Raw genomic sequence first — 23915 nt, 5'->3', positions numbered from 1 at the left:
CGTAGCCAGCCTGTATCGGTAAACCGTTGGACAGACCAGCTACTGGAAAAAGTGGGAATAAGATAAGTTTTCTTTAGTGGGAAGTAAAATCCCGCATGCGTTCAATCGGCAAAATTACGCCAGATATCCTGAATATCTTCCATCAGAAAGCCGCGGTAGAGCAAAAAGCGCTGGATTTTGACTTTTTCTGAAAAATCACGCGGCAGCGGTTCGCCGTACTTGCGAATCGCCTGCTCTTTTGCCAGCTCGCACCAGTCCGTATCGCATTCGCGCATCGCTTTTTCGATGGACTCCCGGGCCACCCCTTTCTGGTTCAGCTCCTGCCGGATGCGCGCAGGGCCGTACCCCTTGCGGCCGCGGCTGGCGAGAAAGCGGGAAGCAAAGCGATCGTCGTCCAGGTAATGATGCTCATAGCACCAGGCCACCACGCGGTCGTAGTCTTCCGCCGTGGCATCAATCTCTTCCGGCCCGTTTTTACTCATCACCGGAGCCGACAGCTTCCGCCGCAGCTCCTGCTCACTGTGGTCACGCACGGCCAGGATGCGCACCGCACGATCCAGCAAGCGCGCGTAGGCGGGTCGGCGTGATGTCGGTTCACTCATAAAAAACCTGTAGAATCAGAAATGCAAAAAGGGCCGCATCAGCAGCCCTTCATCTTTACACGAGAGACTTAAAAGTCTTCGTTGGTTTCTTCAGCATCCTCAGCATCGACTACGAAATCAGGTTTGGAGTCCTGGTTGTTCAGCAGAAGCTCGCGCACCTTCTTCTCAATCTCTTTCGCCGCAGCCGGGTTCTCTTTCAGCCAGGAGATAGCATTCGCTTTACCCTGACCAATCTTGTCACCGTTGTAGCTGTACCAGGCGCCCGCTTTTTCAATCAGCTTCTCTTTCACGCCCAGGTCAACCAGTTCACCGTAGAAGTTGATCCCTTCACCGTAGAGGATCTGGAACTCAGCCTGTTTGAACGGTGCAGCGATTTTGTTCTTCACCACCTTCACGCGGGTTTCGCTACCGACGACGTTTTCACCCTCTTTCACCGCACCGATACGGCGGATATCCAGACGGACAGACGCGTAGAATTTCAGGGCGTTACCACCGGTTGTGGTTTCCGGGTTACCGAACATCACACCAATTTTCATACGGATCTGGTTGATGAAGATCAGCAGCGTGTTGGACTGCTTCAGGTTACCGGCCAGCTTACGCATCGCCTGGCTCATCATACGTGCCGCGAGGCCCATGTGAGAGTCGCCGATTTCACCTTCGATTTCGGCTTTTGGCGTCAGTGCGGCAACGGAGTCAACAACGATAACGTCAACTGCACCGGAGCGCGCCAGCGCGTCACAAATTTCCAGGGCCTGTTCACCGGTGTCCGGCTGAGAACACAGCAGGTTGTCGATGTCCACGCCCAGCTTACGCGCATAAACAGGATCCAGCGCGTGCTCGGCATCGATGAACGCACAGGTTTTACCTTCGCGCTGTGCCGCAGCAATCACCTGCAGCGTCAGGGTAGTTTTACCGGAGGATTCTGGCCCGTAGATCTCTACGATACGGCCCATTGGCAGGCCGCCCGCGCCCAGCGCGATATCCAGAGAAAGCGAACCGGTGGAGATCGTTTCCACATCCATGGTACGGTCTTCACCCAGGCGCATGATGGAGCCTTTACCGAATTGCTTTTCGATCTGGCCCAGTGCTGCCGCCAACGCTTTCTGTTTGTTTTCGTCGATAGCCATTATTACTCCTGTCATGCCGGGAGAAGCGACTGTGCTTCACCGTGGATTTCTGTTCTGTTGGTGCAATTATACTGTATGGTCATACAGTATCAAGTATTTTGTAGAAATTGTTGCCAGAGCGTTTTTAACGCATATTCCGTTGCCTGACGGCGCACGCTTTCGCGATCGCCGCTGAAGCACTCCCGACGGGTGATCCCTTCCCCTTTAGACGTGGCAAACCCAAACCAGACGGTGCCAACAGGCTTCACGTCGCTGCCGCCGTCCGGCCCCGCGATGCCGCTAATGGAAATCGCGTAATCTGCCCGCGCCGCCTTGAGCGCGCCAATGGCCATTTCAATGACCACCGGTTCACTGACCGCGCCATGCTGTTCCAGCGTAGCTTCACGCACGCCAATCATTTGTGCCTTAGCTTCGTTACTGTAGGTCACAAAACCGCGTTCAAACCAGGCGGAACTGCCGGCAATATCGGTAATCACTTTCGCCACCCAGCCGCCGGTGCAGGATTCCGCGGTGGTCATTGTCGCCCCACGCTGCTTAAGCGCCAGGCCAACGATCTCGCTAAGCTGCATCAATTCATGGTCAGTCATTCTCGCTCCAGGCATCAGAAAAACGTGCTGCACAAGATAGCACTTTCTCGTCAGATGTGGGGATGCGCTTCAGGTTTTACGAGGGGGCTTCAGAAAAAAGCCGGTGCAAACGCACCGGCTGTGGAAGAGGTTATTTCATGCTGTCGGCGAGGGTATTCACATTGTGGCGGAACGCCTTGACGTAGGTGTCTGCCACGCCGCCTTTTGCCGACAAGGCCTCCGGATAAAGTTCTCCCCCTGGCTGCGCGCCCGTCGCTGAGGCAATCTGCTTCACCAGACGCGGATCGAGCTGGTTTTCCATAAACCAGGTTTTTACGCCGTCGGCTTTGATCTGATTGATGATCTCAGCAACCTGCGCCGCGCTGGCCTCGCTCTCTGAAGAGAGTCCTTGAGGTGCCATGAAGGTTACGCCATAAGCGCGGCTGAAATAGCCGAAGGCGTCATGGCTGGTCAGCACCTTGCGCTTCGCCTGCGGGATCTGGCTAAAGCGCGTTTTGGCCCAGCTATCCAGCTGGTTGAGCTGCGTGATATAGGGTTTACCGGAGGCTTCCAGCGCGGCTTTGTCCTGCGGATCGGCTTTCACCAGCCCGTTAAGAATATTTTGTGCATATAACGCCCCGTTCGCCGCGCTGTTCCACGCGTGCGGATCGGTCACGGTCTTTCCATCTTCCTCAAGCGTGTGCGTTTTCACGCCTGTTGAGGCGACGACCAGTTGCCCTTTGAACCCGGAGGCTTTCACCAGGCGGTCAAGCCAGCCCTCCAGCCCCAGACCGTTCACCACCACCACATCGGCCTTGCTCAGCGCCGCGCTGTCCTTCGGCGACGGTTCGAAGGTATGCGGATCGCCGTCCGGCCCCACCAGCGTCGTCACCTTCACATGATCGCCGCCCACCTCCTGGGTGATGTCCCCCAGTATCGAGAAGCTGGTGACCACATTCAGCGTTTTCGCCATCACGCCATGCGACATCATCCCCAGCGCGAGCGCCACTCCCACTACTAGTCCTGTACGTTTCATCGTTTCCCCTTGCGTTAAAAATACGCCCGCAGACTGCCAGCGAGCCTGCTTCGCGTACCCAATAAAATGGAAATAAAGAACAGCGCGCTGGCGGTGAGCACAATGGATGGCCCAGCCGGGAGACTCATCGCCCAGGAGAGGCTCAACCCCAGCCATGCGCAGACAATACCGCTGATGCCCGCCATCAGGAGTAACGCCGGTAGCGTGCGTACCCAGCAGCGTGCCGCCACGGCTGGCAGCATCATCAGACCGACGGCCATCAGCGTGCCGAGCACCTGAAAACCGGCCACCAGGTTAAGAACCAGCAGCGCCAGAAACAGTCCGTGCAGCAGGCCGGGCAGCCAGCGGGCGTTCACCTGTAGCCAGGCGGTGTCAAACGCTTCGGTAACCAGGCCGCGATAAAACATTGCCAGCACGATAAGAGTGAACATGCACACGCCCGTGACAAACAGCGCGGCGTCGTTGTCCACGGCGAGGATGGAGCCAAACAGCAGATGCAGCAGATCGACATTCGACCCACGAAGCGATACCAGCGTGACCCCCAGCGCCAGTGAGCCAAGATAAAACCCGGCAAAGCTGGCATCTTCCTTAAGCGGCGTGCGTCGGCTGACCAGACCGGCCAGCAGCGCCACGGTAATGCCCGCGACAAAACCGCCGATACTCATTGCCAGCAGCGACAGGCCGCTGAGCAGGTATCCCACGGCGACGCCCGGCAAAATAGCGTGAGAAAGGGCATCGCCCATCAGGCTCATCCGGCGCAGCTGGAGGAATACGCCGAGCGCGGTGGTGCTGATAGAAAGCGCCAGGCAAACCACCAGCGCGCGGCGCATAAAGCCGTACTCGATGAACGGCTGGAAGAATGTGTGCCAGATCATGCCACCCTCACCCGCTCGGTTTTCCACTGAGGCACATCAGCATCCAGCCGCAACGTCTGCGGGAAGTGGCGCGACACGCGCTCGCTGTCGTGCAGTACCGCGAGCAGCGTTTGCCCCTGCATATACATCTCCAGCATCACATCCATCAGCACGTTACAGGTGGCTTCATCGATGCCGGTAAAGGGCTCGTCCAGCATCACCAGCGGCGCCTGCTGTACCAGGACGCGGGCAAACAGCATGCGCTGGAACTGACCGCCGGAGAGCTCATCAATGGTGGATAACGCCATGGATGCCAGCCCGACCCGCTCAAGCGCGCTGGCAATGCGCAACCGCGTTTCGCGACGAAACCCGGAAAGCAGCGAAATGCCCGGCCAGCAGCCCATGCTGACGACATCGCGCACGGTCAGCGGAAACTGCGCCTCCAGCGCGTGACGCTGTGCCAGCCAGCCAATCACCGGGCGCTTCCCCTGCCAGCGAAAACCGCCGCTTACGGGTGGGATAAAACCGGCGAGCGTTTTCAGCAGCGTGGATTTGCCGCAGCCGTTGGCCCCAACAATGGCGGTCATGCTGCCGCGTTCAATGACGCCCGAAAGCGCGCGCGTGACGGGCTGGTGGTCGTAACCCGCAACCAGTTCATTCATCACGATCATGGCAATGCCACCGCCCAGCGCACGGCCAGGCCGAGAAAGACGATAAGCACCAGCGCCAGCAAAAGCCGAACCGGCGCAGAAAGAGAGAAAAGGGACGTTGACATCTCGGCACCAATTTAAATGTTATAACATAACAATAATGAAAGGTGGTTAGGATGTAAATGGCAGGGTTGAAAAGGGAGTGTGGCGAAATGTTTCTGCAAAACGCCCTCTCCCGTGGGAGAGGGCAACAGGCCGCACCGTGCGCGCAGCCATGCCGGGTGGCGGCGTTGCCTTACCCGGCCTACCCGTCGGGGTAACTTACTGACTAAACGGTGACGCCGCCGGCACGCGGGCCTGCGATACCGCCAGCCCCAGCTGCCACACGGCCATCGCATAGTGGGTGCTGTGGTTATAGCGGGTGATGGTGTAGAAGTTCGGCAGCCCGTACCAGTACTGATAGCCCGTTCCGACATCGAGACGCAGCAGACTCGCCTGCTGTGCATTGCCCAGCGGCTGCGTTGGCGTTAGGCCTGCCGCGGACAGCTGCGAAATGCTGTAGTTGGTTTTGAAGCCGTTTTCCAGCCCCGGCGCCTGGCCGTTCGCCTGCACCGCCACCTGGCCACCCGGCACCCAGCCGTGCGCTTTGAAGTAGTTCGCCACGCTGCCGATGGCATCCACCGGATCCCACAAGTTGATATGGCCATCTCCGTTAAAGTCGACGGCATACTGTTTATAGGACGACGGCATAAACTGGCCGTAGCCCATCGCGCCGGCAAACGACCCTTTCAGATCGAGCGGATCGTCCTGCTCGTTGCGCGCCATCAGCAGGAAGGTTTCCAGCTCGGAAGAGAAATACTCCGCGCGGCGCGGGTAGTTAAAGGAGAGCGTCGCCAGCGCATCCAGAATGCGGGTTTTGCCCATCACGCGGCCCCAGCGGGTTTCCACGCCGATAATCCCGACGATGATTTCAGGCGGCACGCCGTACACCTGCCACGCGCGGTTAAGCGCATCTTCATGCTGATTCCAGAACGCCACGCCGTTTTGCACGTTGTCCGGGGTAATGAACTGTTTGCGATAGCGCAGCCACGCCCCGTTTGGCCCGCTCGGCACCTGGGCCGTCGGCGCCTGTCTGTCCATCAGGCGCAGCACGTAGTCCAGACGCTTGGCCTGAGACAAAATTTCGTGCAGCTGCTGTCTGTCAAAGCCGTGCTTGCTCACCATTTTATCGATGAACTGCTCGGCCGCCGGGTTATTCGCGAAGTCGCCGCCCATCTGCATCATATTGTGCTGCGGCTCCAGCAGGAATCCTCCGGAAGGCGCGCCCGCCGTTTGCTGAACGGCTTCGGTCTTAGGTTTGCTACTACAGGCAGACAGCAGAATAAGCGCAGGCAACAGCGCTGCATAACGACGCTTGAACATGAGACATCCATTTAACGGGTTCGATAAGAACCCAGTATGGTAAAGCATCCGCAACACCTCAAGGAAGCGGTACGCACCTCCCCAACGCAAATCCGTGCTTTTTTCCCCCGAAAATCATTCACCACGTCAATTATCTTTCAAAATAATCCATTTTTCTTTCATTGTGAGATCTAACTAACACTTTAAAACCTTTCAAAGTGATTATTATTAGCCACAGATAGACAAAAACAAACGCCCTACAGGAGAGAAGAATGATAGAAACCATCACCCACGGCGCCGAGTGGTTCATCGGGCTGTTTCAGAAAGGCGGAGACGTGTTCACCGGCATGGTGACCGGGATCCTGCCCCTGCTGATCAGCCTGCTGGTGATCATGAACGCGCTGATTAACTTTATCGGCCAGCAGCGCATTGAGCGCTTCGCCCAGCGCTGCGCCGGAAACCCGCTGTCCCGCTACCTGATACTGCCCTTTATCGGCACCTTCGTGTTCTGCAACCCGATGACCTTAAGCCTCGGCCGCTTTATGCCAGAGAAGTACAAGCCGAGCTATTACGCCGCCGCCTCCTACAGCTGCCATTCCATGAACGGCCTGTTCCCGCACATCAACCCCGGCGAACTGTTTGTCTATCTCGGGATCGCCAGCGGCCTTACCACGCTTGGCCTGCCGCTCGGCCCGCTGGCGGTGAGCTACCTGCTGGTCGGTCTGGTGACCAACTTCTTCCGCGGCTGGGTGACCGACCTCACCACCGCTATTTTCGAGAAAAAAATGGGCATCCAGCTTGAACAGAAAGTCCATCTTTCAGGAGCAACAGCATGAACCGGATCCGCATTGAGAAAGGCACGGGCGGCTGGGGTGGCCCGCTGGAGTTCGACGCCACCGAAGGCAAAAAGATTGTGTACATCACCGCGGGCACGCGCCCGGCGATCGTCGACACGTTGCGCGATCTGACCGGCTGGGAAGCGGTCGACGGCTTCAAGGAAGGCGAACCGCCGGAAGCGGAAATCGGCGTGGCGGTGATCGACTGCGGCGGCACGCTGCGCTGCGGCATCTATCCGAAGCGCCGCATTCCGACGGTAAATATTCACTCCACCGGGAAATCCGGCCCGCTGGCGCAGTACATCCTCGAAGACATTTATGTCTCAGGCGTTAAGGAAGACAACATCACCCTGGTGAAGGGGACGTCTGCGCCGCAAAAAGCGGCCCCGCGCGAGTACGACACCAGCAAGAAAATTACCGAGCAGAGCGACGGCCTGCTGGCGAAGGTCGGGATGGGGATGGGGTCCGCCGTGGCGGTGCTGTTCCAGTCCGGGCGCGACACCATCGACACGGTGCTGAAGACCATTCTGCCGTTTATGGCGTTCGTCTCGGCGCTGATCGGCATCATCATGGCCTCCGGCCTGGGCGACTGGATTGCCCACGGCCTCGCCCCGCTCGCCAGCCACCCGCTCGGGCTGGTAACGCTGGCGCTGATCTGCTCCTTCCCGCTGCTGTCGCCGTTTCTCGGCCCGGGCGCGGTGATTGCTCAGGTTATCGGCGTGCTGATTGGCGTGCAGATTGGTCTGGGGAACATTCCCCCGCACCTCGCCCTGCCCGCCCTGTTTGCCATTAACGCCCAGGCAGCGTGCGACTTTATCCCCGTGGGGCTGTCGCTGGCGGAAGCACGCCAGGACACCGTGCGCGTGGGCGTGCCGTCCGTGCTGGTCAGCCGCTTCCTGACGGGCGCGCCGACGGTGCTGATTGCCTGGTTTGTCTCCGGCTTTATTTATCAATAAGAGGTTCCTGCCATGACCGTGATTTACCAGACCACCATTACCCGCATCGGCCAGAGCGCGGCGGATGCGCTGAGCGACCAGATGCTGATCACCTTTCGCGAAGGGGCGCCTGCGGATATCGAAGAGTTTTGCTTCATCCACTGCCACGGCGAGCTGAACGGTGAGCTAAAGGCCGGGAGCCAGCTGGAGCTGGGCGAGGCGCGCTATGCCGTGACCGCCGTCGGCGACGTCGCTGAACAAAACCTGCGCGAGCTGGGCCACATCACCCTGCGTTTCGACGGTCAGCCGCAGGCGGAGTATCCCGGCACGGTTCACGTAGCGGGCCCGGTTCCGCAGGCCGTTACCCCAGGCTGCACGTTAAAATTTGTTGCGTAATTAAGGAGATAGACATGAGTCAGGTTGCCGTTGTCATTGGTGGGGGACAAACCTTAGGCGAGTTCCTCTGCCGTGGGCTTGCCGCTGAGGGTTACCGCGTGGCGGTAGTGGATATTCAGAGTGAAAAGGCCGCCCGCGTGGCGGACACCATCAACACCGAGTTTGGTGAAGGAATGGCGTACGGGTTTGGCGCCGACGCCACCAGCGAGCAGAGCGTGATGGCGCTCGCGCGCGGCGTGGACGACATTTTTGGGCGTACCGACCTGCTGGTTTACAGCGCCGGCATTGCGAAAGCGGCCTTTATCAGCGACTTCGAGCTGGGGGATTTTGACCGCTCGCTGCAGGTCAATCTGGTGGGCTATTTCCTCTGCGCCCGCGAGTTTTCCCGTCTGATGATCCGCGACGGCATTCAGGGGCGCATCATTCAGATCAACTCAAAATCGGGGAAAGTGGGCAGCAAGCACAATTCCGGCTACAGCGCGGCGAAGTTTGGCGGCGTGGGGCTGACGCAGTCTCTGGCGCTGGATCTGGCCGAGTACGGCATTACCGTGCACTCGCTGATGCTGGGCAACCTGCTGAAATCGCCGATGTTCCAGTCCCTGCTGCCGCAGTACGCCACCAAGCTCGGTATTAAAGCGGAAGAAGTGGAGCAGTACTACATCGATAAAGTGCCGCTCAAGCGCGGGTGCGACTATCAGGACGTGCTGAACATGCTGCTGTTTTACGCCAGCCCGAAAGCCTCGTACTGCACCGGACAGTCGATTAACGTCACCGGTGGGCAGGTGATGTTCTGAGTTCATTCCCCGGTGGCGCTGCGCTTACCGGGGCTACAATCCCCGTAGGCCGGGTAAGGCGCAGCCGCCACCCGGCAATTAAGGAGCCGATATGGTCACCGCACTCATTACCGTCGCCGCCCTCGCCTGGATCTGCCAGATGGCGTTTGGCGGCTGGCAAATCCATCAGTTTAACCGCGCGTTTGACGCCCTGTGCCAGAAAGGCCGCGTGGGCGTCGGGCGTTCCGGTGGACGCTTCAAGCCGCGGGTCGTCGTCGCTGTTGCGCTGGATGAAAACAACAAGGTCTGTGATTCCCTCATCATGCGCGGCATGACCGTCTTTGCCCGTCCGGTGAAAATCCAGGCAATCAACGGCATTTCGCTGCAGGAATTGCAGCCCGATGTGATCTTTCCCCATGATCCACTTTGTCAGAATGCACTATCATTAGCGCTTAATCTGAAACATGGATAATTTCGTTGTGAAAGATATAGACTTGCGAAATTATCATTTCGCAACCTAAGGAACGAAGCGCCTATGAAACCTCGTCAGCGGCAGGCGGCCATTCTTGAGCATCTGCAAAAGCAGGGAAAATGCTCGGTAGAGGATCTGGCCCACTACTTTGACACCACCGGCACGACGATACGCAAGGACCTCGTATTGCTCGAAAACTCTGGCGCCGTCATTCGAACCTACGGCGGCGTGGTGCTCAATAAAGACGAAGCGGATCCGCCTATCGACCACAAAACGCTGATCAATACCCACCAGAAAGCGCTGATTGCCGAAGCCGCCGTTAAATTTATCCACGATGGCGACTCGATCATTCTGGATGCAGGCAGTACCGTCCTGCAGATGATCCCCCTGCTCAGCCGCTTTAACAACATCACGGTGATGACCAACAGCCTGCACATCGTCAACGCCCTGTCGGAGAACGACTGCGAGCAGACCATCCTGATGCCCGGCGGCACCTTCCGTAAAAAATCCGCGTCGTTCCACGGGCAGCTGGCGGAGAACGCCTTCGACCACTTCAGCTTCGATAAACTGTTTATGGGTACCGACGGCATCGACCTGAACGCGGGCGTCACGACGTTTAACGAGGTGTTCAGCGTCAGTAAAGCCATGTGCAACGCCGCGCGGGAAGTGATTTTGATGGCAGACTCGTCGAAGTTTGGCCGCAAAAGCCCCAACATTGTCTGTAGCCTTGAAAGCGTTGACAAGCTGATTACCGACGCGGGTATCGACCCGGCGTTCAAAAAAGCGCTGGAAGAGAAAGGCATCGACGTGATCGTAACCGGAGAGAGAGATGAGTGATTTTCTGTTAGAAACGGGCCGCCAGACGCTGATGCTGGAGCTGCAGGAAGCCAGCCGCCTGCCGGAACGTCTGGGCGAGGATTTTGTCCGCGCGGCCAACACCATTATCCACTGCGAAGGCAAAGTGATCGTGGCGGGCATCGGTAAATCCGGTCACATCGGCAAAAAGATTGCCGCGACGCTGGCCAGCACCGGCACCCCGGCCTTCTTCGTGCACCCTGCCGAAGCGCTGCACGGCGATCTGGGAATGATTGAGAGCCGCGATGTGATGCTGTTTATCTCCTACTCCGGTTCGGCGAAAGAGCTGGATCTCATTATTCCACGCCTGCAGGAAAAATCGGTCGCCCTGCTGGCGATGACCGGGAAATCCCGCTCGCCCCTGGCGCTGGCCGCCAAGGCAACGCTGGATATTTCCGTTGAGCGTGAAGCCTGTCCGATGCACCTCGCCCCCACCTCCAGCACCGTGAATACCCTGATGATGGGCGACGCGCTGGCGATGGCGGTAATGCAGGCGCGCGGGTTTAACGAAGAAGATTTCGCCCGCTCGCATCCGGCGGGGGCGCTTGGGGCGCGCCTGCTCAACAAGGTCCACCACCTGATGCGCACAGAAGATGCGATTCCGCAGGTCAAGCTCAATACCAGCGTCATGGACGCGATGCTGGAGCTGAGCCGTACCGGTCTGGGGCTGGTGGCGGTGTGCGATGACGACGGATACGTCAAAGGCGTGTTCACCGACGGCGACCTGCGCCGCTGGCTGGTTGGCGGCGGCAAGCTGGAAACAGACGTGTCGGACGCCATGACCCAGGGCGGGCTGACGCTGAACGCCGAGAGCCGCGCCATTGAAGCCAAAGAGGTGCTGATGAAGCGCAAAATCACCGCCGCACCGGTGGTGGATGACACCGGCAGACTGTGCGGTGCCATTAACCTGCAGGATTTCTATCAGGCCGGGATTATCTAACCCTTCAGCCCGAGACGCTTCGCCAGCCGGTGCAGGTTGGCGACGTCCATCTCCAGCGCCCGGGCGCACGCCGCCCAGTTGCGGTTATTCTGCTCCAGCGCGCGGGTAATCATCTGACGCTGAAACGCCTCCGTGGCGTCACGCAGATTTTCATTCGCTCTCTCTGGTACAGCCTGCGCAATAGACGCAATTTCATCATGCTGCGCAAAATGCCGGGCATGTATAACCACTTCATCACCCGAACGCGTCGCTCGCGCCAGCACCACCGCGCGGTGAATCGCGTGCTCCAGCTCGCGCACGTTGCCCGGCCAGCCGTAGCTCAGCAGATGCGCCCTCGCCCCCGGGCTTAACACCACGCGGGAAAGCCCCATCCTGAGACGGCACTGCTCGCAGAAATAGCCCGCCAGCAGCACCACGTCGTCCCCGCGCTCGCGCAGCGGCGGCACGGTAAGCGGGAACACGCTCAGGCGGTGGAACAGGTCGGCGCGGAACTGCCCGGCCAGCACCGCCTCACGCAGGTCGCGGTTCGTCGCCGCCAGCACGCGCACATCCACTCTTAAGCTGCGGTCATCCCCCACGCGCTGGATATCGCCGTACTGTAATACGCGCAGAAGTTTGGCCTGTAGCGACAGGGAAAGCTCGCCTATTTCATCCAGAAACAGCGTACCGTTATCGGCCATTTCGAACTTGCCGCTGCGGTTGCTGATGGCGCCGGTAAACGCCCCTTTGACGTGACCAAACAATTCGCTTTCCGCCACGCTTTCCGGCAGCGCGGCGCAGTTGAGGTACACCAGCGGATTAACCGCGCGCGGCGACGCTTCGTGAATCGACTTCGCCACCAGCTCCTTGCCGGTGCCGGTCTCCCCGAAGATCAGCACATTCAAATCGGAGGCGGCAACAATCTCAATCTCTTTTTTGAGCTGCGCCATGCCCGGCGAGAGGCCAATCATCTCCGTGTGCGTCACCTGCTCAAACGCCGCCGGGCTGCCGGGAGAAATATTCTGACTCTCCAGCTGTTCAATCAGCAGCGCATTGTTCAGCGCCCCGGCGGCCAGGGCGGCAATCAGGCGAAGCTCCTCATCGCTGAAGGTATCGAACTGGTCCGGCGACAGGCCGTCGAGGGTCAGCGCCCCAATCAGATTCTGCCCGGCAAACAGCGGCAGGCCGATACAGGCGTGCACCTTCAGGCTCTCCTGGCCTGGAATCAGCCCGTCGTACGGGTCGGGCAGATCGCTGTCCGCCGGGAAGCGCACCACGTCACCCGCGCGGGCGATAGTTTCCAGACGCGGATGGCCTTCAAGGGTAAAGCGCCGCCCGAGCACGTCCTTCGCCAGGCCGTCGATGGCCAGCGGAATAAACTGCCGTCCTTCGTAGCGCAGCAGCGCCGAGGCGTCGCACGCCAGCACGTGGCGCAGCGTGGAGATCAGCCGCTGGAAGCGGTCCTGATGACCAATACCGGTTTGCAGTTCAATGGCGATTTTCGCCAGCACGTCTACGGAAAAGCTCATCTCTGCCTCGCTGTCATTTTGACAATGCATGTTGTCATAGTGACACTGTTTTTAATAGTCATAATGACTACCCATTTCGGATCATCAAAATATTAACCTATAAAAATCAATAGATTAAAAGTTGGCACGCGGCTTGATATAAGCAAACCATCCTATTTGAAAAACGCAATATTACGCTGAGGTTTGCTATGTCTATTCTGGTTAAAAATAACATTCATTGGGTGGGTCAACGTGACTGGGAAGTGCGCGATTTCCACGGGACGGAATATAAAACGCTGCGCGGCAGCAGCTACAACAGCTATCTCATTCGTGAAGGTAAAAATGTGCTGATCGATACCGTCGATCACAAGTTCAGCCGCGAGTTCGTGCAGAACCTGCGCGGCGAAATCGATCTGAACGCCATCGACTACATCATCATCAACCACGCGGAGGAGGATCACGCCGGGGCCCTGACCGAGCTGATGTCGTATATTCCGGACACCCCGATCTACTGCACCACCAACGCCATCGACTCGATCAACGGCCACCACCACCATCCGGAGTGGAACTTCCACACCGTGAAAACGGGCGACGCGCTGGATATCGGCAACGGCAAGCAGCTGATCTTCGTGGAAACGCCGATGCTGCACTGGCCGGACAGCATGATGACCTACATGACCGGCGACGCGGTGCTGTTCAGCAACGACGCCTTCGGCCAGCACTACTGCGACGAACGTCTGTTCAATGACGAGGTGGATCAGACCGAGCTGTTCGAACAGTGCCAGCGCTACTACGCCAATATCCTCACCCCCTTCAGCCGTCTGGTGACGCCTAAAATCACCGAGATCCTCGGCTTTAACCTGCCGGTGGAGATGATTGCCACCTCCCACGGCGTGGTGTGGCGTGAAAACCCCACCCAGATCGTGGAGCTGTACCTGAAGTGGGCGGCGGATTACCAGGAAGATCGCATCACGATCTTCTACGACACCATGTCCAACAACACCCGCATGATGGCGGACGCCATTGCCCAGGGCATCAACGAAGTGGACCCGAACGTGGCGGTGAAAATCTTCAACGTGGCGCGCAGCGATAAAAACGAGATCCTCACCAACGTCTTCCGCTCCAAGGGCGTGCTGGTGGGCACCTCCACCATGAACAACGTGATGATGCCGAAGATTGCCGGTCTGGTCGAAGAGATGACCGGCCTGCGTTTTCGCAACAAGCGCGCCAGCGCCTTTGGCTCCCACGGCTGGAGCGGCGGCGCGGTCGACCGCCTTTCCACCCGTTTACAGGATGCAGGGTTTGAGATGTCGATGAGCCTGAAGGCGAAATGGCGGCCGGATATCGGCGCACTGGAAATCTGCCGCCAGCACGGCCGCGACATCGCCCGTCAGTGGGCGCTCGCACCGCTGCCGGAAACCGCCCCCGCCGCGGCGGTTGCGCCGGAAGCCGTAGCTGAAGCCGCCGCTGCCGACCTCGGTCCTTGCATGCAGTGCAGCGTGTGTCAGTGGATTTACGACCCGGAACGGGGCGAGCCGCTGCAGGATGTCGCCCCGGGCACGCCGTGGAGCGAGGTGCCGGACAATTTCCTCTGCCCGGAATGTTCCCTCGGGAAAGACGTCTTTGATGAACTGGCAACGGAGGCAAAATGAGCCACGGTATCGTCATTATCGGCTCGGGCTTTGCTGCCCGCCAGCTGGTGAAAAATATCCGCAAGCAGGACGCTAACGTGCCGCTGACGCTGATCGCCGCCGACAGCATGGACGAGTACAACAAGCCTGATTTAAGCCACGTCATTAGCCAGAACCAGCGCGCCGATGATCTCACCCGCCAGACGGCGGGGGCGTTCGGAGAACAGTTTAACCTGCGTCTGTTTCCGTACACCTGGGTTACCGATATCGACGCCAACGCCCGTCTGGTGAAAGCGAAAGATAAAACCTGGCACTACGACAAGCTGGTGCTGGCCACGGGTGCCTCTGCGTTTGTGCCGCCGGTTGAGGGCCGCGAGCTGATGGTCACGCTCAACAGCCAGCAGGCGTATCAGGCCAGCGAAACGGAGCTTCGCGACGCCACGCGGGTGATGATTGTCGGCGGCGGGCTGATCGGTACCGAGCTGGCGATGGACTTCTGCCGGGCGGGAAAATCCGTGACCCTGGTCGACCACGCGGCGAGCATTCTGTCAGCGCTGATGCCCGCGGAAGTGAGCAGCCGCTTACAGCATCGTCTGACCGACATGGGCGTCCATCTGCTGCTGAAATCGCAGCTGCAGAGCCTGAGCAAAACCGGCAGCGGCATACGTGCAACGCTCGACCGCAGCCGCAGCGTGGAGGTGGATGTGGTGATTGCGGCGACGGGGCTGCGCCCGGAAACGGCGCTGGCGCACCGCGCAGGCGCCGAAATTAATCGCGGCGTGAAGGTTAACAGCTACCTGCAAACCACCCAGCCGGACATGTATGCCCTGGGCGACTGCGCGGAAATTAACGGCCAGGTGCTGCCGTTCCTGCAACCGATTCAGTTAAGCGCTATGTGCCTGGCGAAAAACCTGCTCGGCGGCAACGCTCCGGTGAAATTACCCGCCATGCTGGTGAAGGTAAAAACGCCGGAATTACCGCTGCATCTCGCAGGCGAAACGCAGCGTCAGGATCTGGACTGGCAGATTGCCCTTTCGCCGCAGGGCATGGTGGCGCGCGGCACCGATACCGACGGTCAGATGCGCGCCTTTGTCGTCAGTGAGGACAGAATGAAGGAGGCCTTCGCCCTGCTGAAATCGCTCCCTGCTTAACCCTCGTATTGCCGGGTGGCGCTCCGCTTACCCGGCCTACATGCAGACCCGTGAAAGCATAGCGCCACCGGACTGGGTCGTTCAGGAACGCACCACCAGCGCGTCGTAGCCGCGCCAGCGGTAATTCGCCATGGAGATCAGCCAGCAGGCGACAAACAGACCCACGACGACAAACCCGGCGTTGCCCAGATTGTCGTTCACCGCGCCAATCAGATCCCACAGGCCGCCGCTGAGGGCAAATTTATCCATCAGCAGACCCAGCGCTTCCAGCCCGCCGATAAACAGCGCCACCACCACCGAGGTGCCGGTGATGGTCATGTTGTAGTAAAGCTTGCGCTGCGGTTTGTTAAACGCCCAGCCGTAGGCGCCCACCATCAGCAGGTTGTCGAGGGTATCCACCAGCGCCATGCCGCTGGCGAAGAGTGCCGGGAAGATCATGATTGACCACACCGACATTCCGCTGGACGCGCTGGCGGCAGAGATCCCCAGCACGCCGATCTCGGTGGCCGTGTCAAAGCCGAGACCAAACAGGAAACCGACCAGGTACATCTGCCAGCTTTTATTGACGAGGCGGAAGGTCTTGCCGAACAGCCAGTTCATCACCCCGCCCTGAGCCGGTAGCGTGATGTCGTCCTGCACGGGCCTGCCGCGTTTTAGCGCCTGAAAATTGCGCCAGACGCCGCGCAGGATCACCATATTCACCAGCGCCATCGCCAGCAGGAAGGTCGCGGAAACGGCGGTGCCAATCAGGCTGCCGGTTTCGTGGAACCACGCCATGTTCTTCTGAAACGCCGTGGCGGTAGCGGCGATGGCAATGGAGGCCAGCACCACGATGGTGGAGTGGCCCAGCGAGAACCACGCCCCCACGCCAGACGGGCGTTTGCCCTGCTGCATCATCTTACGCGTCACGGTATCAATGGCGGCAATGTGGTCAGCGTCCACCGCATGACGCAGTCCGTAGCACCACGCCAGCAGGCTTGCCGCCATCAGCGCCGTGCTGCCGCTAAAGGTGTGCCATGCCCATCCCCAGGCCAGCAGGTTTGCCATTACCAGAGCCAGCAGCAGGAGCGCGGCGCGAGGTTCATTGCGTAACAGTCGTAACATTTTAATTCCTTTGTAAACATGACCGGGCAGCGGCGACCACCGCCTGCCCGAAGGAGATCGCTCCGTCACCTGCGGGCAGGCGCGAAGGAAAAAGAAGCGTAAAGTCAGAAAGATAATGACGCAGACGCGCGCGCAGCAGACGGTTGTGCAATACCCCGCCGCTGAGGCAGATTGTCGACAGCGACAGGCGCCGGGCGTGAAACGCGGCGAGCTGCGCCAGCCCTTTTGCCAGCGCGTCGTGAAACGCCCAGGCGCGCGCGCAGGGCTCCGCCTGCCAGCTCAGCCACTGCTGCCAGAAAAGCGCGAGATTATCCGCGTCCAGCGTCACCGGATGGTCGACACCCGCGCACTGCGATGCCAGGGCTTCCAGCCGGCAGGCGGCTTCACCTTCCCAGGATTGCGTTTCGATACCCAGCGCGCAGGCGACTGCATCAAACAGGCGACCGCAGGACGAGGCCCGCGGCGCGTTGAGGCCACGCTGGATCGCCGTCGCCAGCAGCGGCCAGTTCTGGCGCTGTACCGCGTGGGTTTCCGGGTACTGCTGCCAGTCAGGCACAAACGCCAGGCAGTGGGCGAGCAGATTGCGCCACGGCTGCCGCGCCGCCAGATCGCCACCCGGCAGCGCAACGGCAGGCAGTCCACCCAGATGCGCGTATTCGAGATAGCTGACCCGAAGGCACTCTCCGCCCCACAGCGCGCCGTTTTCCCCCATGCCGATCCCGTCCAGCGTCAGGGCGATAACGTCTCCGCCCTCGCGCGGCCAGCCGTTTTCGGCCATGCACGCCGCTGCGTGAGCGTGATGGTGGTGTACCTCTTCAAGGGGCAACGCCTGCGCCTGCGCCCACTGGCGAGCGCGATACCCCGGATGGGCATCGCACACCACGCGCGTCGGCTGAAAGGCGTAAATGTCCTGCATCACCGACAACGCGGAACGCCACTGCGCTTCCACACCCTCGTCACCGAGATCGCCAAAATGCTGGCTCAGCACCGCCTGGTTCCCACGCACCAGGCAGAAGGTGTTTTTCATCTCCGCCCCGGTGCACAGCATGGCGGGAATATTGTCGAACCCGGCAGGCAGCGTGATGGCATCCGGCACAAAACCGCGCGCGCGGCGCAGCATCGCACCGTCCCGATCCATCACCGAATCGTCCATCCGCTGCAGGATATCGCGGTTATGCAGCAGGAAACCGTCCGCGATGCCGCTGAGCTCATCCAGTGCCTGGCGGTTGGTGACGGCAGGTGGTCTGCCGCTGAGGTTGCCGGAGGTCATCACCAGCGGGCGCTGACAGTCCATCATCAGAAGATGCTGCAGCGGGTTCGCAGGAAGCATGATGCCCACGGAATCCAGACCGGGCGCGATACCTTCCGGGAGCGCGGGCAGCCAGGCTTTTGGCGCGAGCACAATGGGTGCGGCGGGTGAGCGTAGCAGCGCCTGAACCGTCTCCGGCAGGTCATCCGCATGTGGGATCATTACCGCCAGCGGCTTCGACGGGCGCTGCTTGCGTGACCGAAGCGTCGCGACCGCCTGCGGGTTACGCGCATCGCAGACGAGGTGAAAGCCGCCCAGCCCTTTAACCGCGACAATACCGCCGCTTTTCAGCATCGCCACCGCCGCGCGCAGCGCAGCCTCGCGCTCAGCGGTCATGTCGCCCGCACGCCACGCCAGCGCGGGTCCGCAGTCCGGGCAGGCGACCGGCTGGGCGTGAAAACGGCGGTCGGCAGGATTACGGTACTCTGCTTCACACGGCCCGCAGAACGGGAACGGCGCCATTGCCGTGGCCGGGCGGTCGTAGGGCATGGCGCGGATAATGGTAAACCGCGGCCCGCAGTGGGTGCAGTTGATAAACGGATAGCGATAGCGGCGTTCGCGTGGGTCGCCCATCTCAGCCAGACACGCCGGGCAGGTCGCGGCATCGGGGACAATCTGGGTGTCCATCGTCCCGGCCCCGCTGTGGCGGATGGTAAAGTCCTCCGGCACGTGCGCCCAGGTAAACGGCTGCGTTTCCACGCGATCAATGCGTGCCAGCGGCGGGCAGTCCTGATGCAGCCTCGCGGTAAAGGCCCCCCCATTACCCGCGAGGCGCACCAGCACGCCCTCTCCGTCATTGCAGACGTCACCGGTCAGCTGAAGCGCCTGCGCCAGCTGCCAGACGAAGGGACGAAACCCCACGCCCTGCACCTTGCCGCGCACCCGCAGCTGAACGCCGTTGCTGCTCATACGGTTCAGAATAGCAGTGATGACGAGGTGTCGAACGCCGCGCGACGGCGCTTTTCGGCGCTCATCTGCTCAAGCTTGTCGCGATCCACGCAGACCAGCGCGTGCGTCGGGCAGGCTTGCATACAGGCCGGGCCGGCCTCACGGTGGTAGCACAGGTCGCACTTGTTGGCTTCGGCTTTCTCCGCCCGCACGCTCAGCCCCATGCCGCTGTTGCGCACGACCGGACGGACCACCACCTCCATCGCGCCATACGGGCAGGCAACCACGCAGGTTTTGCAGCCAATGCAGCGCTCCTGCATCACGTGCACAAAGCCTTTCTCGCGTTTAATCGCCCCGTTCGGGCAGACGTTCGCGCACGGAGCGTCTTCGCACTGGCGACAGATGGCGGCGGTGGAAATATTCACGCCTTTGATGACGTGGATGCGCGGCAGGAAGGTGTCAGGGGTGAGCGACGCACAGTCCTGCTCCGCCTGATGGGAAACCACGCACGCCACTTCACAGGTACGGCAACCAATACACTTACTGGCATCGGCCATAATAAAACGGTTCATCTGCTTCTCCAGCATTACAGTTATGCGCGGAGATATTCATAAACCGTGCCAATAATTAACACATTGATTTTATAGAACTTTAAAAATCGCAGCGGCGCTGTCATCGTCACTTATGACGATGACAGCTGTCGACATCAGCGGTGTGGGCCGTCAATAACCGAGTCGCGCAGGACAAGCTCGCCGGAGAAGGTTTGCTGATATTTAAACTCGCCGCCGTCGAGCATGAAGATCAGGCGGCTGATGGTCTCCTGAATCATCTCCGTTACCGGAATGCGTACGCTGGAGAGCGACGGCACGATGTAGGGCGCGATGGCCACATCGTCGAAACCGATCACCGACACCGCGTCCGGCGTGGCCACGCCGCTGTCGTGCAGCTGCTTCAGGGCACCGATGGCCATATCGTCATTGCTCGCCACCAGCGCCGTAAAGCGCTCACCGCGCGCAAGCAGGTCGGACACCGCCGCCGCACCGCTGGCGGGGTTCCACTTCCCCTGTGCGATCAGCCCCTCGCGCAGCGGAATACCGTGCTGCGCCAGCGCGTCCTTGTAGCCGGAGAGACGCTCGACCCCGGTGGGGGAATCCATCGAGCCGGTGATAAAGGCGATCTCCCGATGCCCTTTCGCAATCAGCTGTGACACCGCGTCCTGGCTGGAGGCTTTATGATCGGACCAGACGCTGTGGCTGCTGTTTTTCCGCAGGCGGCGGTTGAGCACCATAATGGGCTGCTCGCACTTCTCGACGATCGCATCCATCTCATCCACGCTCAGAAAACGCGGATAGATGATCACCGCGTCGCAGCGCATATCCAGCAGATACTGGATCGCCTCGCGCTCCTCATCGGCGCTGTGCTTGCCGTCCGCGAGGATCAGCTGTCGCCCTTTCTCTTCGGTCATGCGCGCGGCGTGAAACAGCAGTTCGCTAAAGTAGACGCCGTGATAAAGGGTGTTCGTCACCACCAGGCCCAGCGTCTGGGTGCGTTTGGTCGCCAGGTTGCGCGCCAGCAAATTTGGGCGATAGCCGCTCTCTTCAATGGCCTGAAACACCCGGTCTTTGGTCTCCTGGCTGACGTAGCCATTACCCGACAGCACCCGGGACACCGTCGCTTTCGAAACGCCTGCCCGCTTCGCCACTTCCAGCATCGTGGTCATGTTTTTTTTCCATCCGAAACTCATGCGGGCAGTGTACTGCACTGCAGAAAAATTGTCGCAGCGGCGACATCACGCTTTCGGCACCTCATTGCGACATTCATCACGAAACGAAAAAATGGTCAAAAAGCGATCTTGTTTCATTCATAAAAACTCATGATGATTATGTGGAACCGGTTTCCTACATTTCACACAACGATAACAGGATCACATCCGATGGCCAAAAATTACGCTGCGCTGGCGAACGACGTTATCAGCGCGCTGGGCGGCAAAGAGAATATCGTCGCCGTCACCCACTGCATGACGCGACTGCGTTTCGTTCTGAAAGACGAAACCCTCACCGACGCCGCGCGCCTGAAAAGCATCAGCGGCGTGCTCGGCGTGGTGCGTAACGACAACCAGTGCCAGGTGATTATTGGCAATACCGTCTCTCAGGCGTACCGCGAGGTGGTAAGCCTGCTGCCCGCTGACCTGCAGCCCGCGGTGCCGGAAGGCCCGCAAAAGCTGACGCTTCGCCGCATTGGCGCCGGGATCCTCGACGCGCTGATCGGCACCATGTCCCCGCTGATCCCGGCGATCATCGGCGGCTCGATGGTCAAGCTGCTGGCGATGATCCTCGAGATGACCGGCGTGCTGCCCAAAGGCGCACCGACGCTCACCATTTTGACCGTCATCGGCGACGGCGCGTTCTTCTTCCTGCCGCTGATGGTGGCGGCCTCGGCGGCGGTAAAATTCAAAACCAACATGTCGCTGGCGATAGCCATTGCGGGCGTGCTGGTGCACCCGAGCTTTATCGAGCTGATGGCGAAAGCCGCGCAGGGCGAGCACGTTGAGTTCGCCTTTATCCCGGTGACGGCGGTGAAATACACCTACACCGTCATCCCCGCGCTGGTGATGACCTGGTGCCTGTCGTACATCGAACGCTGGGTGGATCGCATCACCCCGGCGGTGACGAAAAACTTCCTCAAGCCGATGCTGATCGTGCTGATTGCCGCCCCGCTCGCCATCGTGCTGATTGGCCCGCTGGGGATCTGGATCGGTAGCGCCATCTCCGCGCTGGTCTACACCATTCACGGCTACCTGGGCTGGCTCTCCGTGGCGATCATGGGCGCATTGTGGCCGCTGCTGGTGATGACCGGGATGCACCGCGTCTTTACGCCGACCATCATTCAGACCATTGCCGAAACGGGCAAGGAAGGGATGGTGATGCCGTCGGAAATTGGCGCCAACCTGTCGCTCGGCGGTTCGTCGCTGGCGGTGGCGTGGAAAACGAAAAACCCGGAGCTGCGCCAGACGGCGCTGGCGGCGGCGGCCTCCGCCATCATGGCGGGGATCTCTGAACCGGCGCTGTACGGCGTCGCGATCCGTCTGAAACGCCCGCTGATTGCCAGCCTGATCAGCGGCTTTATCTGCGGCGCGGTGGCGGGCATAGCCGGTCTTGCCAGCCATTCGATGGCGGCACCGGGGCTGTTCACCAGCGTGCAGTTCTTCGACCCGGCCAACCCAATGACCATCGTCTGGGTGTTTGGCGTGATGGGTCTGGCAGTGGTGCTGTCGTTTATTCTGACCCTGATACTGGGCTTTGAGGATATTCCGGTCGAAGACGAGGCTGAAAAAGCGCGCGCCCTGCAGACCGCACCGGTACAGAACAACGCAGCAAAAGCATAAATTGAAAGCGAGGTAAGAATGTCTGTTTTTCCACAAGGATTTTTATGGGGCGGCGCGCTTGCCGCCAACCAGAGCGAAGGGGCTTACCGTGAAGGCGGCAAAGGGCTGACGACGGTCGATATGATCCCCCACGGCGCGAACCGCCTGGCGGTGAAGCTCGGTAAGGAAAAGCGTTTCTCGCTGCGTGACGACGAGTTCTACCCGAGCCACGAGGCGATTGATTTTTACCATCGCTATAAAGAGGACATCGCCCTGATGGCGGAGATGGGCTTTACGGTGTTCCGCACCTCGATCGCCTGGAGCCGCCTCTATCCGAACGGCGACGAGCCGCTGCCGAACAAAGAAGGCATTGCCTTTTACCGCGCGGTGTTCGAGGAGTGCAAAAAGTACAACATCGAGCCGCTGGTGACCCTCTGCCACTTTGACGTGCCGATGCACCTGGTGACGGAGTACGGCTCCTGGCGCAACCGCAAGATGGTCGATTTCTTCGCCCGCTACGCCCGCACCTGCTTTGAAGAATTTAACGGGCTGGTGAAATACTGGCTGACCTTCAACGAAATCAACATCATGCTGCACAGCCCGTTTTCCGGCGCGGGACTGGTGTTTGAGGAAGGCGAAAACGAAGACCAGGTGAAATACCAGGCCGCGCACCACGAGCTGGTGGCGAGCGCGCTGGCGACCAAAATTGCCCACGAGGTAAACCCGGAAAACCAGGTGGGCTGCATGCTGGCGGGCGGTAACTTCTACCCCTACTCCTGCAAGCCGGAAGACGTGTGGATGGCGCTGGAGAAAGACCGCGAGAACCTGTTCTTTATCGACGTGCAGGCGCGCGGCCGCTATCCGGCCTATTCTGCCCGCGTGTTCCGCGAGAAAGGCGTCGTGATTGTGAAAGACCCGGGCGATGACGAACTGCTGAAAAATACCGTCGATTTTGTCTCGTTTAGCTACTACGCCTCGCGCTGCGCCTCGGCGGACATGAACGCGGGCAACACCAGCGCGGCGAACATCGTGAAGTCCCTGCGCAACCCGCACATCCAGGTGAGCGAATGGGGCTGGGGTATCGACCCGCTCGGGCTGCGCATCACCATGAACATGATGTACGACCGCTACCAGAAGCCGCTGTTCCTGGTGGAGAACGGCCTGGGAGCGAAAGACGTCGTTGATGAAAACGGCGAGATTAACGACGACTACCGCATCAGCTACCTGCGCGAGCACATCCGCGCAATGGGGGATGCGATTGAGGACGGCGTGCCGCTGATGGGCTACACCACCTGGGGCTGCATTGACCTGGTCTCGGCCTCAACCGGTGAGATGAGCAAGCGCTACGGGTTTGTGTACGTTGACCGCGACGACGCCGGGAACGGCACGCTGGAACGGAAACGCAAGAAATCGTTCGGATGGTATAAGAAGGTGATTGCGAGTAACGGGGCGGATCTCGAGTAGCCTGTTTTGCCGGGTGGCGGCTTCGCCTTACCCGGCCTACAAAACCGTAGGCCCGGTAAGCGTAGCGCCACCGG

General features: G+C 60.0%; 23 protein-coding genes. 11 read left to right on the top strand and 12 right to left on the bottom strand.

What is annotated here, in order from left to right; all coding sequences use genetic code 11:
- Positions 1-101: 101 nt before the first annotated feature.
- The 7 genes from recX to mltB form a co-directional block, all read right to left on the bottom strand.
- On the bottom strand, positions 102-602 hold the full coding sequence (gene recX, locus FHC52_RS17760; RefSeq protein ID WP_032675391.1) for a recombination regulator RecX: 501 nt from the start codon (positions 600-602) through the stop codon (positions 102-104).
- Between the two features lie 68 nt (positions 603-670).
- On the bottom strand, positions 671-1729 hold the full coding sequence (recA, locus tag FHC52_RS17755; protein WP_126289088.1) for a recombinase RecA: 1059 nt from the start codon (positions 1727-1729) through the stop codon (positions 671-673).
- An 89-nt stretch (positions 1730-1818) separates the two neighbouring features.
- Complete coding sequence (pncC, locus tag FHC52_RS17750) at positions 1819-2316, bottom strand: nicotinamide-nucleotide amidase (protein ID WP_008499547.1); 498 nt, start codon at positions 2314-2316, stop codon at positions 1819-1821.
- 130 nt (positions 2317-2446) lie between these two features.
- Positions 2447-3331, bottom strand: a complete 885-nt coding sequence (locus FHC52_RS17745) for a metal ABC transporter substrate-binding protein (RefSeq protein WP_126289090.1) — start codon at positions 3329-3331, stop codon at positions 2447-2449.
- Positions 3332-3345: 14 nt separating this feature from the next.
- Positions 3346-4206: a metal ABC transporter permease gene (locus FHC52_RS17740; protein WP_021241951.1), complete on the bottom strand. Its 861-nt coding sequence runs from the start codon at positions 4204-4206 to the stop codon at positions 3346-3348.
- The gene (locus FHC52_RS17735; protein WP_023344785.1) at positions 4203-4856 is read right to left on the bottom strand and encodes a metal ABC transporter ATP-binding protein; all 654 of its coding nucleotides are present in this window, start codon (positions 4854-4856) and stop codon (positions 4203-4205) included. Before FHC52_RS17735 ends, FHC52_RS17740 begins: the two co-directional genes overlap by 4 nt.
- Before the next feature lie 300 nt (positions 4857-5156).
- Entirely contained in the window at positions 5157-6257 is a 1101-nt protein-coding gene (gene mltB / locus FHC52_RS17730; protein ID WP_206513389.1) for a lytic murein transglycosylase B, read from the bottom strand.
- Positions 6258-6508: 251 nt separating this feature from the next.
- Between mltB and srlA the strand changes: the two genes are divergently transcribed.
- The 7 genes from srlA to gutQ all read left to right on the top strand — a co-directional run bounded on the left by srlA (position 6509) and on the right by gutQ (position 11443).
- Positions 6509-7072: a PTS glucitol/sorbitol transporter subunit IIC gene (gene srlA / locus FHC52_RS17725; protein WP_045354347.1), complete on the top strand. Its 564-nt coding sequence runs from the start codon at positions 6509-6511 to the stop codon at positions 7070-7072.
- Entirely contained in the window at positions 7069-8028 is a 960-nt protein-coding gene (locus tag FHC52_RS17720) for a PTS glucitol/sorbitol transporter subunit IIB (protein WP_008499553.1), read from the top strand. Before srlA ends, FHC52_RS17720 begins: the two co-directional genes overlap by 4 nt.
- A gap of 12 nt (positions 8029-8040) precedes the next feature.
- The gene (srlB, locus tag FHC52_RS17715) at positions 8041-8403 is read left to right on the top strand and encodes a PTS glucitol/sorbitol transporter subunit IIA (protein ID WP_008499554.1); all 363 of its coding nucleotides are present in this window, start codon (positions 8041-8043) and stop codon (positions 8401-8403) included.
- 14 nt (positions 8404-8417) lie between these two features.
- On the top strand, positions 8418-9197 hold the full coding sequence (gene srlD, locus FHC52_RS17710; protein ID WP_008499555.1) for a sorbitol-6-phosphate dehydrogenase: 780 nt from the start codon (positions 8418-8420) through the stop codon (positions 9195-9197).
- Positions 9198-9288: 91 nt separating this feature from the next.
- Positions 9289-9648, top strand: coding sequence for a transcriptional regulator GutM (gene gutM, locus FHC52_RS17705; protein ID WP_126289095.1), 360 nt, complete (start codon positions 9289-9291; stop codon positions 9646-9648).
- A gap of 63 nt (positions 9649-9711) precedes the next feature.
- Positions 9712-10485 carry a DNA-binding transcriptional repressor gene (locus tag FHC52_RS17700; RefSeq protein WP_008499558.1) on the top strand — a complete coding sequence of 258 codons (774 nt, stop codon included), beginning with the start codon at positions 9712-9714 and terminating at the stop codon, positions 10483-10485.
- On the top strand, positions 10478-11443 hold the full coding sequence (gene gutQ, locus FHC52_RS17695; RefSeq protein ID WP_021241948.1) for an arabinose-5-phosphate isomerase GutQ: 966 nt from the start codon (positions 10478-10480) through the stop codon (positions 11441-11443). Before FHC52_RS17700 ends, gutQ begins: the two co-directional genes overlap by 8 nt.
- On the opposite strand, the gene norR is transcribed toward gutQ, so the two are convergent.
- Positions 11440-12951: a nitric oxide reductase transcriptional regulator NorR gene (gene norR / locus FHC52_RS17690; RefSeq protein WP_021241947.1), complete on the bottom strand. Its 1512-nt coding sequence runs from the start codon at positions 12949-12951 to the stop codon at positions 11440-11442. The genes gutQ and norR overlap by 4 nt on opposite strands.
- A gap of 188 nt (positions 12952-13139) precedes the next feature.
- Between norR and norV the strand changes: the two genes are divergently transcribed.
- Both norV and norW read left to right on the top strand, forming a co-directional pair.
- Entirely contained in the window at positions 13140-14582 is a 1443-nt protein-coding gene (norV, locus tag FHC52_RS17685; protein WP_220420169.1) for an anaerobic nitric oxide reductase flavorubredoxin, read from the top strand.
- The gene (gene norW, locus FHC52_RS17680; protein ID WP_135345443.1) at positions 14579-15712 is read left to right on the top strand and encodes an NADH:flavorubredoxin reductase NorW; all 1134 of its coding nucleotides are present in this window, start codon (positions 14579-14581) and stop codon (positions 15710-15712) included. The genes norV and norW overlap by 4 nt, the downstream gene beginning before the upstream one ends.
- 81 nt (positions 15713-15793) lie before the next feature.
- On the opposite strand, the gene FHC52_RS17675 is transcribed toward norW, so the two are convergent.
- The 4 genes from FHC52_RS17675 to FHC52_RS17660 form a co-directional block, all read right to left on the bottom strand.
- Entirely contained in the window at positions 15794-16816 is a 1023-nt protein-coding gene (locus FHC52_RS17675) for a HoxN/HupN/NixA family nickel/cobalt transporter (RefSeq protein ID WP_023325958.1), read from the bottom strand.
- Between the two features lies 1 nt (position 16817).
- On the bottom strand, positions 16818-19034 hold the full coding sequence (gene hypF / locus FHC52_RS17670) for a carbamoyltransferase HypF (RefSeq protein ID WP_220420168.1): 2217 nt from the start codon (positions 19032-19034) through the stop codon (positions 16818-16820).
- A gap of 5 nt (positions 19035-19039) precedes the next feature.
- On the bottom strand, positions 19040-19585 hold the full coding sequence (gene hydN / locus FHC52_RS17665) for an electron transport protein HydN (protein ID WP_220420167.1): 546 nt from the start codon (positions 19583-19585) through the stop codon (positions 19040-19042).
- 134 nt (positions 19586-19719) lie between these two features.
- Positions 19720-20733: a LacI family DNA-binding transcriptional regulator gene (locus FHC52_RS17660; protein WP_023325960.1), complete on the bottom strand. Its 1014-nt coding sequence runs from the start codon at positions 20731-20733 to the stop codon at positions 19720-19722.
- A gap of 213 nt (positions 20734-20946) precedes the next feature.
- Here FHC52_RS17660 and ascF point away from each other — a divergent pair, with 213 nt between their 5' ends.
- Both ascF and FHC52_RS17650 read left to right on the top strand, forming a co-directional pair.
- On the top strand, positions 20947-22398 hold the full coding sequence (ascF, locus tag FHC52_RS17655) for a PTS cellobiose/arbutin/salicin transporter subunit IIBC (RefSeq protein ID WP_008499568.1): 1452 nt from the start codon (positions 20947-20949) through the stop codon (positions 22396-22398).
- An 18-nt stretch (positions 22399-22416) separates the two neighbouring features.
- On the top strand, positions 22417-23841 hold the full coding sequence (locus tag FHC52_RS17650) for a 6-phospho-beta-glucosidase (protein WP_045354360.1): 1425 nt from the start codon (positions 22417-22419) through the stop codon (positions 23839-23841).
- Positions 23842-23915: the final 74 nt, after the last annotated feature.

The sequence above is a fragment of the Enterobacter sp. EC_64 genome, from assembly GCF_019584165.1.
GTDB lineage: Bacteria > Pseudomonadota > Gammaproteobacteria > Enterobacterales > Enterobacteriaceae > Enterobacter > Enterobacter roggenkampii.
Note: the sequence above shows the minus strand (reverse complement) of the source record. Positions and strands in the feature narration are given on the sequence as shown.

Excerpts from the sequence above, each read along its gene's own strand:
- recX (WP_032675391.1), bottom strand. The coding sequence starts at position 602 with ATGAGTGAACCGACATCACGCCGACCCGCCTACGCGCGCTTGCTGGAT.
- recA (WP_126289088.1), bottom strand. The coding sequence starts at position 1,729 with ATGGCTATCGACGAAAACAAACAGAAAGCGTTGGCGGCAGCACTGGGC.
- pncC (WP_008499547.1), bottom strand. The coding sequence starts at position 2,316 with ATGACTGACCATGAATTGATGCAGCTTAGCGAGATCGTTGGCCTGGCG.
- FHC52_RS17745 (WP_126289090.1), bottom strand. The coding sequence starts at position 3,331 with ATGAAACGTACAGGACTAGTAGTGGGAGTGGCGCTCGCGCTGGGGATG.
- FHC52_RS17740 (WP_021241951.1), bottom strand. The coding sequence starts at position 4,206 with ATGATCTGGCACACATTCTTCCAGCCGTTCATCGAGTACGGCTTTATG.
- FHC52_RS17735 (WP_023344785.1), bottom strand. The coding sequence starts at position 4,856 with ATGATCGTGATGAATGAACTGGTTGCGGGTTACGACCACCAGCCCGTC.
- mltB (WP_206513389.1), bottom strand. The coding sequence starts at position 6,257 with ATGTTCAAGCGTCGTTATGCAGCGCTGTTGCCTGCGCTTATTCTGCTG.
- srlA (WP_045354347.1), top strand. The coding sequence starts at position 6,509 with ATGATAGAAACCATCACCCACGGCGCCGAGTGGTTCATCGGGCTGTTT.
- FHC52_RS17720 (WP_008499553.1), top strand. The coding sequence starts at position 7,069 with ATGAACCGGATCCGCATTGAGAAAGGCACGGGCGGCTGGGGTGGCCCG.
- srlB (WP_008499554.1), top strand. The coding sequence starts at position 8,041 with ATGACCGTGATTTACCAGACCACCATTACCCGCATCGGCCAGAGCGCG.
- srlD (WP_008499555.1), top strand. The coding sequence starts at position 8,418 with ATGAGTCAGGTTGCCGTTGTCATTGGTGGGGGACAAACCTTAGGCGAG.
- gutM (WP_126289095.1), top strand. The coding sequence starts at position 9,289 with ATGGTCACCGCACTCATTACCGTCGCCGCCCTCGCCTGGATCTGCCAG.
- FHC52_RS17700 (WP_008499558.1), top strand. The coding sequence starts at position 9,712 with ATGAAACCTCGTCAGCGGCAGGCGGCCATTCTTGAGCATCTGCAAAAG.
- gutQ (WP_021241948.1), top strand. The coding sequence starts at position 10,478 with ATGAGTGATTTTCTGTTAGAAACGGGCCGCCAGACGCTGATGCTGGAG.
- norR (WP_021241947.1), bottom strand. The coding sequence starts at position 12,951 with ATGAGCTTTTCCGTAGACGTGCTGGCGAAAATCGCCATTGAACTGCAA.
- norV (WP_220420169.1), top strand. The coding sequence starts at position 13,140 with ATGTCTATTCTGGTTAAAAATAACATTCATTGGGTGGGTCAACGTGAC.
- norW (WP_135345443.1), top strand. The coding sequence starts at position 14,579 with ATGAGCCACGGTATCGTCATTATCGGCTCGGGCTTTGCTGCCCGCCAG.
- FHC52_RS17675 (WP_023325958.1), bottom strand. The coding sequence starts at position 16,816 with ATGTTACGACTGTTACGCAATGAACCTCGCGCCGCGCTCCTGCTGCTG.
- hypF (WP_220420168.1), bottom strand. The coding sequence starts at position 19,034 with ATGAGCAGCAACGGCGTTCAGCTGCGGGTGCGCGGCAAGGTGCAGGGC.
- hydN (WP_220420167.1), bottom strand. The coding sequence starts at position 19,585 with ATGAACCGTTTTATTATGGCCGATGCCAGTAAGTGTATTGGTTGCCGT.
- FHC52_RS17660 (WP_023325960.1), bottom strand. The coding sequence starts at position 20,733 with ATGACCACGATGCTGGAAGTGGCGAAGCGGGCAGGCGTTTCGAAAGCG.
- ascF (WP_008499568.1), top strand. The coding sequence starts at position 20,947 with ATGGCCAAAAATTACGCTGCGCTGGCGAACGACGTTATCAGCGCGCTG.
- FHC52_RS17650 (WP_045354360.1), top strand. The coding sequence starts at position 22,417 with ATGTCTGTTTTTCCACAAGGATTTTTATGGGGCGGCGCGCTTGCCGCC.